The organism is Melghiribacillus thermohalophilus, from assembly GCF_004342905.1.
In the GTDB taxonomy this organism is placed as follows: Bacteria; Bacillota; Bacilli; order Bacillales; family Alkalibacillaceae; genus Melghiribacillus; species Melghiribacillus thermohalophilus.
Map to the genome: position 1 here is coordinate 131823 of NZ_SMAN01000003.1, position 13276 is coordinate 145098.

Sequence of the window (13276 nt, forward strand, 5' to 3'; positions counted from 1 at the left end):
TACTCCCGAATTTTTTTGCGCCTAATATATCCAGCTTATATATTTTAGCAAACGGCAGCATCAATCACAAATCTGATTATAAAAGAAAGCTGTAAGCCTGTACATATTTCCTCAATTTTTTTGAAAGCCTTTTGAAGAAGCGAATCGTTATGGTCCAAACAATAAACAGCACAGCGTGAAATAAATATTGATCATCCCCAAACATCCGGTCAATCCCGTAAGAATAGTGAACGAGGCTATGTAACGTTTCCCCATAAGTAATACCGGACAGCCAGATTCCAATTTGAACATATATATGATCAGTCAAATAATTGATCATCAAGTATCCAACCAGGACTAATACAATGGTTGAAGGAAAAATCAACCATAACGGGTTTATATATTCAAAAATTTGGTATGCACCATAACCAAACCCCACCGCGATGGCACCTAAAACAGATTTCCATTTTCTTTTTGAATAGGACAGCAGGAATAAACTGATGATGAATATATACATAAGAGGCACTAACATACCTATATCATTCCAGTAAATCCATGAGTTGGACAAAATAATCAGCATCAAAACACTGGAGGACTGGTAAAATCGTTTCTTTTCATCGCTCTGAAAAAAGAAACATATGATCCACAGAATCCAGCTCACCCAATAGAATAAGAATTGGAATCCCATTCTATTCACCCCTCTTGATAAACCTGTTACCATTATAGGGTGAATATTATTTTTTTAATCGAAGAAAAAAGGAGTTTCCACCATACGGTGAATACTCCTTTCTTTGCCTGGCACAATCATTTCTGGTTATCAGCACGGTTTATTCTTCATCTTTTATTTTCTTCAATTGTTCTCCAATAATGTCTCCAATCTGGAAGGAACCTTCTTCATTTTCCTGTTGGAACTTCTGCAATTCCTGATTATCTTTTTCCTCTTCTACCTCACGGATCGACAAGGAAATACGCTTATCTGCTTCACTTACTTCCAGAACTTTTGCCTTGACGGTTTGGCCTGTTTCCAGCACTTCCTGCGGAGATCCAATGTGGCGGCTGGAAATCTGGGATATATGAACAAGCCCTTCTACACCCGGGAACACTTCCACAAATGCACCAAAATTCACAAGACGTTTAACGGTCCCCTCTATCACATCCCCTGGTTTTACTTTCTGTTCAATACCATCCCATGGTCCAGGAAGGGCCTCTTTTAATGATAATGAAATCCGTTCGGTATCCCGGTCAACGGATAATACTTTTACTTTAATTTTATCTCCTTCATTGACTACATCCGAGGCTTTTTCCACATGCTCATGGGAAAGCTGGGAAATATGGACAAGACCGTCTGCTCCACCAATATCTACGAACACACCAAAGCTGGCTATCCGCTGTACAACACCTTCAACAATCTGACCGGGTTCTAAATTCTGGAGCAGATCCTGCTTTTTCTTTTCCATCTCTGCTTCTTCTACCGCCCGGTGGGAAAGGATTACTCGGTTTTGTTCCCTGTCCAGCTCTATGATTTTTAACGTCAGCGTTTTGCCGACATAATCCTCAAAATCATCAACATAATACGTTTCCACATGGGAAGCAGGAATAAAGCCCCGCAGACCGACATCCGCAACCAGACCGCCTTTAACGACTTCTTTAACCTCTGCTTCAATGGTTTCATCCTTTTGATACACATCTTCCAGATGAGACCAGGCTTTCTCCATATCGACGGCTTTCTTTGAAAGAACGAGCTCCTGCTCTTCGTCATTTAATTTTTTTACCATCAATTCAAGTTCATCGCCCTCTGAAATGACATCAGCAATCTGTTCTACATGTAAATGAGAGAGTTCACTGATTGGCAGAATACCTTCAGATTTGTAACCTGCATCCACTAGTGCCCTCTTTTCTTCAATCTTAATCACTTTTCCTTTAATCATGTCTCCTACTTTGAGATTTTCCGCATGATTTAAGTCATTTTTCACATCATCCATACAAAGACCTCCTTGAACCAGCAACCCATAAATATCCTTTTTACTAACTTCTTATATTTACCTTCATTTGTCAAGCAGAAAACAACGATTATTTAGCAGAATTCAGCAATTGTTGAATTTCTTCCATAATTTTATCTGTTACTTCCTGAGGAGATGCTTTCTGTCTCCGCATCTGTTCAATGGATATTGGTTTTCCATAAACGACTTTCACTTTTCCGAATAATTTGTATGGTCCTGTAATGGCACACGGAATAATGACAGCTTTAGAACGCAGGGCAAAAAATCCTGCCCCTGCAAGTCCTTTTCCCAGTTCCCCGGTTTTGCTCCGTGTCCCTTCCGGAAATAACCCAAGGGTATGGCCCTCATCCAAAATCTTAAGCCCTGTTCTGAGGGCTTGCCGGTCCCGCATTCCCCGTTTAACCGGAAAAGCGTGCAGGTTTTTTAATAGCCAGCCAATCCATTTTTTTTCAAATAATTCCTCTTTAGCCATAAAAAAGATTTCCCTTGGAGATGTAATCCCAACGGTAGGGGGGTCTAAATTGGAAATATGGTTGGAACAGATAATCACTGGCCCTGTTTTAGGAATATGTTCACGGCCAAAAACTTGAATGCGAAATAGAAGTCGGAAAAGAATAAGAACAATGATTTTCCCCAGCTTATAAAGCATCCTCATTCTCCTCAAGTATTTTATGGTTCGCAAGATCCAGAATTTTACTTACCACATTTTCTATACTGAGTGATGTGGTATCAATTTCAATCGCATCATCGGCTTTAATGAGTGGCGCTGTTTCCCTTTTGGAATCTTGTTCGTCCCGTTTCCTGATTTCCTCTTTCAATTGTTCAAAATCAGACGGAAATCCTTTTTCCATATTCTCTCGATGCCTTCTTCTGGCACGTTCCTCAACCGAAGCAGATAAAAATATTTTCACTTCTGCGTCCGGAATCACATGGGTACCGATATCCCTTCCATCCATGACTACTCTGCGGTTCTTTGCCATATCCTGCTGCCGCTTTACCATTTCCTGTCGGACTTTCGGATGGGTGGCTACCATGGATACATGATTGGTCACATCAGATGTTCGGATATCTCTGGTGACATCCTTCCCATCCATGAATACCCTTTGTTCACCGTTTTCCTGTTTGAATTCGATCTGGGTTTTTAAAAGAAGTTGATATAAAGGCTCTTCTTCATGAACTGGAACGTTGTCAGTAAGGGCTTTTAAGGTCAGTGTCCGATACATCGCACCTGTATCTATGTAAATGTAACCCAGGTCATGTGCCACCTTTTTCGCTACAGTGCTCTTTCCTGCTGCAGCAGGTCCGTCAATCGCAATAGCAATATCTTTCTTTTTCATTGCTTTTCCTCTCCCTTTATTTCCATCCCATTACAAAACGTTTTCAGGCAGCGGAACTGCCAGTGAAATACACTTCAAAATAATAACATACAGGGAAAGGATGGTCTATAATTATTTCATAGTATAACTGACCCCGATATAATCATATACCGGGTTAACATATTTATGTAATGGTGTGTACAGGACAAACCACTGGCTGATGAATAGTAAAAAAGCATGAATGATGATTAAACGAATCAATATTTTTTCAAAAGTTCTCATCATCACCACACCTTTTTCCTATAGCGTTGCCGAATAACATGATTTCTATTCTTTTAAATCAATCCCTTTCCTGCGGGCCTCAAGCTGTTTTTCAAAACAATACTGGATAATTTTTTGCCGTGCCTGTTCCTTGATATCTGAATACTTGAACGTCATCTTATCTGGAGTTTCCGAACCGCCTTTAATATGGCGGAGCAACTTTGAGCGGGCATGAATATATGCATAATCATGTTGTCTGAAAGGCAACACAATCCACGTTTCCAATTCGTCAGAAGGCTTATAGCTCATTTTTCGAGGAGCAATCACCGCCATTCCGCCACCGCTGATATCTACCGTCCGTGTAATGATTGGAGAACGCTTATTTTCTGGATCATGAAGAGCAACATCCAGTGATGCTCGGATTCGCACAAATTCCCTTCGCTGGATTTTTATCATATGATCGTTTCCGGGATAATACAGAACGAGAACTGGAATGTTTTTTAATTTTTTTCTGCCCAGCAATTCAGTATGGAAAATATAAACTGAATCATCCCTGGCAACAAATGATATTTTAAACTGCGTTCCTTCAAAAAAGATTGATGTTTTGCCTGTTCTTTCATTAACCGGATAATCGACGTAACATTGATCACCTTTGGTATCCAGCAGTTTGCAGCGATACGTTTCCTTTGATTCATCATTGCTTCTCATGAGTTCCATTGTTAAGGTTGCCCCAATGTATAACATCAAAAAACCCTTTCCATAACAGAATATATTCTTATTATGGCAAAAAAATAAAAAAAGGGAAAGGTTCGACTTTCCCTTTCCTTCAAAATTAAAGTAAATATAATATTTTCGTTTCCTTTAGAAATCGTCTGCTCCATTGACAGATCAGCCCTGTTCTGATCGTGGAAACATCTGTGCAACATCGCCGGAGACTTGAACGTTTAATCGTTACGAAACAGATCCAAAATCAACTTCAGGCTGTTTCAGCCGTTCAACCCGTTCTTCAAAGCCGTCCTGAGCATTGATATAAATACGGTACGTATCTTCGCCTAAAGTGCCGATAAATTCATAGCAGAGGACTTCTTTTCCTAAATCGTTTTCAATCACGGCCAGACTTTGTTCCTGTATATTTACATTCGGATTGACTTCATTTTTGGCTTCTTCCAGTGTCAATTCTGGGTCGTTGATCGTCCGTTCTTTATGATGAGTTAAATAGTCTCTGGCTGCAATACCAATTACTTCTCCGTTGTCCAGAGCAACTTTTACTTCAATCGCATCTGGATAGATGCGGACATCATCTTCGGTATAAGCGAAGGAGTATACAGCAACATTTTGATACTGGACACTGTTATAGGCTTCCATATGATCGTAGCCCGTTTTCTGTAAGAATCGGCCAGCTCGTTCCATCCCTTCATATAAACTGATATTCGGTTTACCAATTTCTCTGTTGATCATAAATGTCAATAAGTGTCCGCCTTTTTGTGTGAAATCCATATACCCATATGTTCCATCCTGATCGAATGATACCGTGTATAAGCCAATATCTGAACCTTCTCCTGTTTCTGTGATTCGTAATTCCGTCCCGTCGTCAATGGAAAGGATTTGATTTATTTTATTTCGTAATTGCTGATGATCTATTTTTTCACCGGTGATATCAACCTGGCTTTCCTCAGGTTCTTCCATTACACCATTTAAAGATGTATGAATCATCCCCTCTGAGTACCCTTTTACATTTTTCTCTACGGTTTTAAATCCATCAATAATGGTGTTGTCCTGCTGTTCCTCCTGTGTAGCCAGTGCAAGCTGCACATCCATCCATCTGAGGTTGTTTTCTAAAACCAGATATTGGACTTTTCTTAGCTCCCGTTTGATTTCACCAGAGTGTTCATATAATTTTTCCAGGGTTTTCACTTCTTCATCACTTAAGGGTTCATCATCTAATCCCCTGATGGCGGTCCGGTATGAAAAGTGTCCAATATTGGATAAAAATTCTTCGGTTTTATTAAAAGGCAATAGAGATAATGGCAATTGACCTACTTCAGTATGAGCTTCTGAAGTAATCCTCCATATTTCGGTTAACTGGGGAGAAAGACTGTCTGCCGTGTTCATTGCCAGAACAGTCCCGATTTTGTCGTGAAGGAGATCGACATAATAGGCGAGATTGTGAAAAGAGCGCTGGTAGTTATTTTCTGCCTGGATTAATATAGCGTTTTTTTCCTGGTGTTCCTGGTATCCCCATACACCTACCCCAACCAGGGCTACCGACAGAACCCCAATCGATATCCATCGGAGCATCGAATCACTCCTCTTTTTTTATTTTGTAAATATATGTTTGCCTATTTGCTTGATTTGCGGACGCGACCAGATCCAGTCAGAAGTAGCCGTATTCGGATTAAAATAATACAGTGCATTGCCTGATGGGTCCCATCCATTGATGGCATCAAGTACGGCCTGTCTAGCGGTTTCATCTGGGGTCAGCCAGATTTGTCCATCACTGACAGCAGTGAATGCTCTCGGCTCAAAAATAACCCCCGAGACGGTATTGGGGAAGGATGGGCTTTCTACACGATTTAATATCACTGCCGCAACCGCAACTTGACCCACATATGGTTCCCCCCTGGCCTCTCCATATACAGCCTGGGCCATCATCTGTATATCATTCTGGGAGTATCCCGCAGGTACATTCACCGCAGTCGTTCGGGTGCCTGTCGTCTGATTGCCGGGATTTGCCGCCTGTCCCCCCCGATCAGGCTGCCTTTTGACCTGCTGTTCCTTTGGGACTCCTCCATAATAGGTAAAATCTCTTCCCTGGCGAATTTGCTCGTGGATAAATTCCCGATCAAATCGGCTTGCTCTGACAAGCCTTTCTTTTGTTTCTGCACCGACGAGACCATCTACGGTTAATCCAAATTCATACTGGAAATTTCTAACTGCCCAATAGGTTCTCCAGCCAAACACCCCATCAATATCGCCATTATAAAACCCAAGATATTGCAGCCTCGCCTGCAATTCAATCACATCATCTCCCGTAGCCCCTTTTTGTAACACCCGGGGACTAAAGGCATGGGATTGTTGACTATTTTCATATGATGATAACGGGATGTTCACCATGAAAAATAGAAATATAAAAATCAGGAATTTTTTTTTATCCTTCATCTTTATTCCTCCTGAATATGGCCAAGAGTAATGTCTTTCATAAGTTTTGCTGAATTTGTTTTTTTATGCACACGTCCGCAACATTCCTTGTTCGATCCGGCAAAAAAAAACTGCCCACACTTGGGACAGTTTTTTTGTCAAAAAAGTTAACCGTTATAAGATTACCGGATACATTTCTATGCGAACCAGTCGTTTAAAATGCAGACATTTTCTATTTAAATCGTACCGGTCCATTTATTTCTCCGGTCCAAATGCACAACCTTCTTTTCCTGATTAGCCAGCTTTACCTTTCGCAAAGCCAGGGCCCATAACATAATCATAAACGGGACCATGACATACAGCCAGTTGCTTTGCACCGCTGACAAAATAAAATCATACAGGCCGTGGAGGACTGCCGGCAAAATAAGGGCAATTGCAATCATCTGCTTCGGGTGTTTCCGTTTAAATTTTGACTTTCCAAAATAAAATCCCATAATTACACCGAACAGGGCATGGGAAGAAACCGGAAAGAGCGCTCTTCCAAAAGCATATTCAATTCCATTTGCGAGTAAATACAGAAGATTTTCAACCGTAGCAAATCCGAGACTGATGGATACGCCATAAACGATTCCGTCATAATGCTCATCAAAAAAAACATGCTTATAAATGGTATATAAGAAAATAAACCATTTGACGAACTCTTCCATGAGTCCGGTTAACAAAAAAGATTTGACAAAGGGGGACTGGCCAACTCCTTCAATCACAAAAGTATACTCCAGAAACATAATCGGAATAACCAGCAGTCCTCCAGTGATAAAAGAACGGAATACCATTGAAAGGGGTTCACTGTTCACACGGTCTTTTAAATAAAAGAACGCAAGCAAAGCAACCCCGGGTGCTATTCCCGCGGAAATCACGCTAATCACTATTTCTCTCTCCCCTTTCAATGGTTTGATAATTTCATCGTACCATTATTATTTTAGAAAAGAAATACGGCCAAGGGTGTTTCCAGGAAGAAAAAAGAAGACTAGCCCGGGATACACCCTGTCAGCCGTAGACATTGAGGATGGAGCCCGGCTGACCCAGATCTGCGCCGAAATTTAGCGGGGAATGAAACTTTTACTGGCGGATCGTCAGCATTCATGACCGGGAACGGATTCTGAAGAGCAAGCACTATATTGACGGAAGGTGCAAGGCCGGATAAGAAACGGAAAATCATTTAATCCTCAAAACGATAAACGATAGAATCCTCTTTTGTTACGATCTACTTCCGAATATTTTAAAATCGAATATCAGCAATTACTTAAAACTCAAATTGTTCAGCATCCGCTGCCATTAAAACTGCCAGTTTAATTCTGGCTTTTTTGCTGTCATAGTCACTTCCTAAAATCACACCTCTATTCACAAGATCGTAAGCACTTCCTCTGTAGTCATAAGTAGGATATACAGCCCCTTCTTCCGAGCTGGTCGTAATCACGACTTTCATATCCTGTTGCAGGCATCGCTCTATTTCATCCATCATTGCTGGAGCGACCTGACCTCTTCCAACCCCTTCCAGAACGATTCCTTTTGCTCCCTGTTCCCTTGCTGCTTTCAGAAAAATACCGTCTGCATTCAGATAGCATTTAATGATATCCACACGGGGCAAAGAATGTTTAAGATCAAAGGTCTCCCGATTGATGGGCCTTTGATAAACATGCACCTCATCATTATCGATGATTCCCAGGTACCCAAAACCGAAAGCGTTAAAGCCCTGAATGTTCGAAGCATGTTCCTTTTTCACATATTTGGCCGGGAATATTCTTTCATTAAACACCACCACCGTTCCTGTATGCTTTAAATTCTCACAGCAGGCTGAATAAATCGCATGCCTCAAGTTTATATATACATCACTGCCAAGGTCTTTCGGAGAACGCTGGGAACCCGTTACCACAACCGGACGCTCATCATCGATTGTTAAATCAAGAAAATATGCCGTTTCTTCAAGGGTATCAGTCCCATGGGTAATGACGACTCCATCTACTTCTGGATTCTTAAAATGGTGTTCGATCTTCTCTTTTATATAAACGAGATCTTCAAAAGTTATATGCATACTTGGCTTCTGTAATATCGACTCAACTGAAACATCGATGTCATCGGGAAGTTCACATAAAGAAGCGAGTTCTTCTCCGCTAAGTGCACCCGATGTCAGCTTGCCGGACTTTTCATTAGGTATACTGGCAATAGTGCCGCCTGTGGTCAATAAAATGACTTTTTTCATCGTGCTCCTCCTTGTTTGCAGATCAAAACGCAAATATCGATTATTTTTTAAGTTTCTTGCATATAGATGACGCAATCAGGTCACCATGAAATCGTCCGTTTTCAATAAAAATTTCATTGTTATTGTTGCCGGCCGCAATAACTCCTGCAATATAGATCCCTTCAACATTGGTTTCCATCGTCTCTTCATTATAAAAAGGGCGACCAGTTTCAGAGTCAATGTCTACGCCCATTTTTTCTAAAAAGCTATGGTCCGGGTGATATCCAGTCATGGCAAACACAAAGTCATTAACAATGATTTTTTCTTCTCCACCTTTTACATAGTGTACATGATCATCGGTAATTTTCGTTACTCTGGCATTGAACTCCATTTGAACAATTTCTTTTTGGACAAGGGAATCAAACTGAGGCAATATCCATGGCTTGATACTGTCGGAATATTTACTTCCCCGATAAATGACTGTCACTCTTGCTCCCGCCTTAACTAGCTCCAGTGTTGCATCAACCGCTGAATTTTTACCGCCGATGACCACAACATCTTTATCAAAATAGGGATGGGCCTCTTTAAAATAATGGCTCACTTTATCCAGTTCTTCACCGGGGACATTTAGCATATTCGGATGATCATAATATCCTGTTGCAATAATGACAAACTTCGCCTGATATGTTTGGTCTTCCCCTGTGCGTTTTTGTGTGGAGACGACAAAATAGTCGTGTATCTTTTCTACCCCTATTACTTTTTCATATGAATGAATCCTTAAATGGGACCTTTGCGCAACCGTCCGATAGTATGTTAAGGCTTCATTTCGTACGGGCTTTTGTTTTTCTGTAATAAAAGGATATCCACCAATTTCCAGACGATCACTTGAACTGAAAAAGGTTTGATGAGTCGGATAGCGGTAAATGGATTCAGCAACATTTCCTTTTTCGATTAACAATGGCTTTATTCCCTTTTTCTGCAGTTCTATGGCGGCTGAAAGCCCACAAGGTCCTGCTCCGACAATAATGACATCTTCTTTCATGACTTTCACTCCCCAGATTTTTAAATGTTTGCCTTTCATATTTTATGTCAACTCACGGATTTGTGCATTCCGTAGATATGCTGAAAACATTTGAAGCATCAAGATAACCAGGAATCCCATTCGGCTCAGACCGATTAGGGCAGCTTCTGTTTTATCATTGCATAATGGTACGCCAGGCTGGAGATTGCATGCTGATACAACAAATAAAAAAACATCTCCTACCAGTATCATGATAGGAGATGCAATGTCATTTATCAACTGATAATAGCCTAAATCCATCCCCTGAATCGGGATGCTTCTGCCATCTTACGCACACCAACCATATAGGCTGCAAGACGCATGTCTATATTTCTGGTGTTCGCTGTGTTGTAAACATTGTTAAAGGCCTTTACCATCACTTTGCGGAGCTTTTCCTCTACTTCTTCTTCAGTCCAGTAGTAACCCTGATTATTCTGTACCCATTCGAAGTAGGAAACCGTAACCCCTCCAGATGAAGCCAGAACATCCGGAACAAGCAGGATTCCCCGCTCGGTTAAAATTTGGGTTGCTTCAAGGGTTGTAGGTCCATTGGCTGCTTCAACCACAATATCTGCTTTAATATGATGGGCATTTTCTTTTGTGATCTGATTTTCAATCGCAGCTGGAACTAATATATCACAATCGAGCTCTAACATCTCTTTATTTGTAATTGTATTTTTAAACAGTTTCGTCACAGTGCCAAAACTGTCACGGCGATCCAGAAGATAATCAATATCAAGGCCATCGGGATCATATAAAGCACCGTACGCATCTGAAATCGCAATCACTTTGGCACCAGCATCATGCATAAATTTAGATAGGTAACTCCCTGCATTACCAAAGCCCTGTACAATGACCCGGGCACCTTTGATATCTATGCCCCGTTTTTTGGCGGCTTCTTCAATACAAATGGTTACTCCTTTGGCAGTAGCAGATTCTCTTCCGTGTGACCCGCCAAGAACCAGTGGTTTTCCTGTAATGAACCCTGGATTATTAAATTCATCGATACGGCTGTATTCATCCATCATCCAGGCCATGATCTGTGAGTTTGTAAATACGTCAGGAGCCGGAATGTCTTTCGTTGGCCCGACAATCTGACTGATGGCTCTTACATATCCCCGGCTAAGCCGCTCAAGTTCCCGAAAGGACATTTCCCGGGGATCGCACACAATTCCGCCTTTGCCTCCCCCATAAGGCAAATCGACAATGCCTGCTTTTAAACTCATCCAGATGGATAGTGCTTTTACTTCACTTTCGGTAACATCGGGATGAAAGCGTACCCCGCCTTTTGTGGGACCAACTGCATCATTGTGCTGTGCGCGGTAGCCTGTAAATACTTTTACACTCCCATCATCCATGCGGACTGGAATTCGTACCGTTAACAAACGCAGTGGCTCACGTAATAATTCATACACCTCTTCAGGATAACCAAGTTTATCCAGAGCCTGACGAATAACCGTTTGAGTTGACTTTAAAACATCATTGACTTCATTGTTTTCGTTGGTTGAATCTGCTGGCTTATCGGCTACCATGAACTTACCTCCTATGAATGTTCAATAACTCTAAATGATTGCTTGCTTTCAGAATTTAGTATACACGTTCAAAAAGAATATGCAACAAATAATATTCATTTTTAACGAAAAAATATAACCCCTGCGTAAGCGTTTTCATTATATAGTCATTTCTTTATTTTTTCAATGATAAATGAACAATTTTTTCAATCATTTCTTCATAGGATAAGCCGATTGCCCGGGCCGCATCCGGGAAGAGGCTTGTGGGAGTCATTCCCGGAAGCGTATTTACTTCCAGAATGTATGGAATGTCCTGTTCAGTGACAATGAAATCCACCCTTGAATATACGCTGCACCCTAACACCTGATGGGCCTGAATGGCATAATCTTGTAGCTGTTTCGTCAATTCCATGCTGATGTTGGCAGGTACGATATGTTCACTGCCACCCGGTGCATATTTGGATTCGTAATCATAATATTCATTTTTAGGAATTATTTCGATGACAGGAAGGGCCGTTTCCTTTCCCTTTTCACCCCAGACTCCGATGGTCATTTCCCGCCCCTTAATATAATCTTCAACGATAATTTCATCATCATGTTTAAAGGCCTCTTCTAGTGCCTGATCCAGCTCCTCCTGCTGTTTAACTATGGTTAATCCCAGTGTGGAACCTTCCTGATTTGGTTTGACGACAAACGGAAGATCAAATTCGGCTAAAACCTTGTCTTTTAAATGTTCGAAATGTTCCTTCTCAACTAAGGAATATGTCCTGCTGTCTGGTGTTGGAATGTCATTTTGCAAAAAAAGCTTTTTAGCTTTTGATTTATCCATCGCAAGTGCGGAAGCCAGCACTCCTGAACCGACATAAGGAATGTTGAGCATCTCAAGGAGACTCTGGATTTTCCCATCTTCTCCCAGCTTGCCGTGGAGTCCCAGAAATACAAGATCCGCTTCTAAATCAAGTATCTCTATCAGCTGTTTCGGATTAAAATCGATTCCAATCACCTCATGGCCATTTGCCTTTAATGCATTCATAATTCCTTTTCCAGTTGAAATGGAAACCTCCCTTTCCCCGGAAGTTCCCCCATATAACACAGCAATTTTCATTTCCTCTACACTCCTATCCCTGATCAGAAATTTTACTTTTAGATACTAATTAAAATAATGGACAATCTGGTCAACCGCATTCTGATCCAAAATCATTTTTCCGTATTCCTGTAAGCGGAAGGATGTCACTGTACTTGGAGATGAAAATTCAGATAATATGGCAATGACATTCTCTTTATTCATATCCATTAAATCTTTATCAGTAAACTGCATATAATAATCCTGGTTATAATAGTAAATCTTTCCTCCGGTTATACCTGTCTGGTGGAGGGTCTGGCAGGCCTGAATGACGGATTCAAATGATGCAAACAAAAATATAAATTCTTTGCTTTCATCCAGCGTCACTTTCATCTCGATATATTCATCATCAATCATTTCATCGTCCTGTGTCACCACAATGAGCATTCCCTGGGCCTGCAAAAGATGTACCTGAACGACCAGTATTCCATCCAAATCCATCCCCAGTTCATCACTCGCCTCGAATAACATCTCCTGAAACAATTGATGAGCTTTTGGAAGGTTATGCCAGATTTCCTCTCTGGTAAATCCCCTTTCTTTTAAATCATCAAACGTGACAAAAATTTTAAATTTATTTTCACCAAGGCGTTCCAGCCGCATGGTAACACCTCCAATTATTAACCTCTTTGATTATAGGGTATGTGGTTGA

Annotated in this window: 14 protein-coding genes; all 14 read right to left on the bottom strand. The window is 41.0% G+C overall.

Annotation, left to right across the window (positions count from 1 at the left end):
• Positions 1-76: 76 nt before the first annotated feature.
• A complete protein-coding gene (locus EDD68_RS04340) occupies positions 77-667 on the bottom strand; it encodes a YphA family membrane protein (protein ID WP_132371020.1) in 591 nt (196 codons plus the stop codon).
• Between the two features lie 139 nt (positions 668-806).
• Positions 807-1961, bottom strand: a complete 1155-nt coding sequence (gene rpsA, locus EDD68_RS04345; RefSeq protein WP_132371021.1) for a 30S ribosomal protein S1 — start codon at positions 1959-1961, stop codon at positions 807-809.
• A gap of 88 nt (positions 1962-2049) precedes the next feature.
• Positions 2050-2628 carry a lysophospholipid acyltransferase family protein gene (locus EDD68_RS04350; protein ID WP_132371022.1) on the bottom strand — a complete coding sequence of 193 codons (579 nt, stop codon included), beginning with the start codon at positions 2626-2628 and terminating at the stop codon, positions 2050-2052.
• Complete coding sequence (cmk, locus tag EDD68_RS04355) at positions 2618-3316, bottom strand: (d)CMP kinase (RefSeq protein ID WP_132371023.1); 699 nt, start codon at positions 3314-3316, stop codon at positions 2618-2620. Before cmk ends, EDD68_RS04350 begins: the two co-directional genes overlap by 11 nt.
• A 111-nt stretch (positions 3317-3427) precedes the next feature.
• The gene (locus EDD68_RS15170; RefSeq protein ID WP_165902058.1) at positions 3428-3577 is read right to left on the bottom strand and encodes a DUF5359 family protein; all 150 of its coding nucleotides are present in this window, start codon (positions 3575-3577) and stop codon (positions 3428-3430) included.
• 45 nt (positions 3578-3622) lie between these two features.
• Positions 3623-4300 carry a flagellar brake protein gene (locus EDD68_RS04360; RefSeq protein WP_132371024.1) on the bottom strand — a complete coding sequence of 226 codons (678 nt, stop codon included), beginning with the start codon at positions 4298-4300 and terminating at the stop codon, positions 3623-3625.
• A gap of 207 nt (positions 4301-4507) precedes the next feature.
• Positions 4508-5854, bottom strand: coding sequence for a germination protein YpeB (gene ypeB / locus EDD68_RS04365; RefSeq protein ID WP_132371025.1), 1347 nt, complete (start codon positions 5852-5854; stop codon positions 4508-4510).
• Positions 5855-5872: 18 nt separating this feature from the next.
• On the bottom strand, positions 5873-6670 hold the full coding sequence (gene sleB / locus EDD68_RS04370) for a spore cortex-lytic enzyme (RefSeq protein WP_243646756.1): 798 nt from the start codon (positions 6668-6670) through the stop codon (positions 5873-5875).
• 260 nt (positions 6671-6930) lie between these two features.
• The gene (gene prsW, locus EDD68_RS04375; RefSeq protein WP_132371027.1) at positions 6931-7620 is read right to left on the bottom strand and encodes a glutamic-type intramembrane protease PrsW; all 690 of its coding nucleotides are present in this window, start codon (positions 7618-7620) and stop codon (positions 6931-6933) included.
• 377 nt (positions 7621-7997) lie between these two features.
• Positions 7998-8954, bottom strand: a complete 957-nt coding sequence (locus EDD68_RS04380; RefSeq protein WP_132371028.1) for an asparaginase — start codon at positions 8952-8954, stop codon at positions 7998-8000.
• A 40-nt stretch (positions 8955-8994) separates the two neighbouring features.
• Positions 8995-10014 (bottom strand): YpdA family putative bacillithiol disulfide reductase, encoded by a 1020-nt coding sequence (locus EDD68_RS04385; protein WP_132371029.1) that lies wholly within the window; start codon positions 10012-10014, stop codon positions 8995-8997.
• Between the two features lie 230 nt (positions 10015-10244).
• Positions 10245-11525, bottom strand: a complete 1281-nt coding sequence (locus tag EDD68_RS04390; RefSeq protein ID WP_132371030.1) for a Glu/Leu/Phe/Val family dehydrogenase — start codon at positions 11523-11525, stop codon at positions 10245-10247.
• A gap of 154 nt (positions 11526-11679) precedes the next feature.
• Positions 11680-12609: a D-alanine--D-alanine ligase family protein gene (locus EDD68_RS04395; RefSeq protein ID WP_132371031.1), complete on the bottom strand. Its 930-nt coding sequence runs from the start codon at positions 12607-12609 to the stop codon at positions 11680-11682.
• 45 nt (positions 12610-12654) lie between these two features.
• Positions 12655-13227, bottom strand: a complete 573-nt coding sequence (locus EDD68_RS04400) for a genetic competence negative regulator (RefSeq protein WP_132371032.1) — start codon at positions 13225-13227, stop codon at positions 12655-12657.
• Positions 13228-13276 lie beyond the last annotated feature (49 nt).

Excerpts from the sequence above, each read along its gene's own strand:
- EDD68_RS04395 (WP_132371031.1), bottom strand. The coding sequence starts at position 12,609 with ATGAAAATTGCTGTGTTATATGGGGGAACTTCCGGGGAAAGGGAGGTT.
- EDD68_RS04360 (WP_132371024.1), bottom strand. The coding sequence starts at position 4,300 with ATGTTATACATTGGGGCAACCTTAACAATGGAACTCATGAGAAGCAAT.
- rpsA (WP_132371021.1), bottom strand. The coding sequence starts at position 1,961 with ATGGATGATGTGAAAAATGACTTAAATCATGCGGAAAATCTCAAAGTA.
- EDD68_RS04390 (WP_132371030.1), bottom strand. The coding sequence starts at position 11,525 with ATGGTAGCCGATAAGCCAGCAGATTCAACCAACGAAAACAATGAAGTC.
- sleB (WP_243646756.1), bottom strand. The coding sequence starts at position 6,670 with ATGGTGAACATCCCGTTATCATCATATGAAAATAGTCAACAATCCCAT.
- EDD68_RS15170 (WP_165902058.1), bottom strand. The coding sequence starts at position 3,577 with ATGAGAACTTTTGAAAAAATATTGATTCGTTTAATCATCATTCATGCT.
- EDD68_RS04400 (WP_132371032.1), bottom strand. The coding sequence starts at position 13,227 with ATGCGGCTGGAACGCCTTGGTGAAAATAAATTTAAAATTTTTGTCACG.
- EDD68_RS04380 (WP_132371028.1), bottom strand. The coding sequence starts at position 8,954 with ATGAAAAAAGTCATTTTATTGACCACAGGCGGCACTATTGCCAGTATA.
- EDD68_RS04340 (WP_132371020.1), bottom strand. The coding sequence starts at position 667 with ATGGGATTCCAATTCTTATTCTATTGGGTGAGCTGGATTCTGTGGATC.
- EDD68_RS04350 (WP_132371022.1), bottom strand. The coding sequence starts at position 2,628 with ATGCTTTATAAGCTGGGGAAAATCATTGTTCTTATTCTTTTCCGACTT.
- ypeB (WP_132371025.1), bottom strand. The coding sequence starts at position 5,854 with ATGCTCCGATGGATATCGATTGGGGTTCTGTCGGTAGCCCTGGTTGGG.
- EDD68_RS04385 (WP_132371029.1), bottom strand. The coding sequence starts at position 10,014 with ATGAAAGGCAAACATTTAAAAATCTGGGGAGTGAAAGTCATGAAAGAA.
- cmk (WP_132371023.1), bottom strand. The coding sequence starts at position 3,316 with ATGAAAAAGAAAGATATTGCTATTGCGATTGACGGACCTGCTGCAGCA.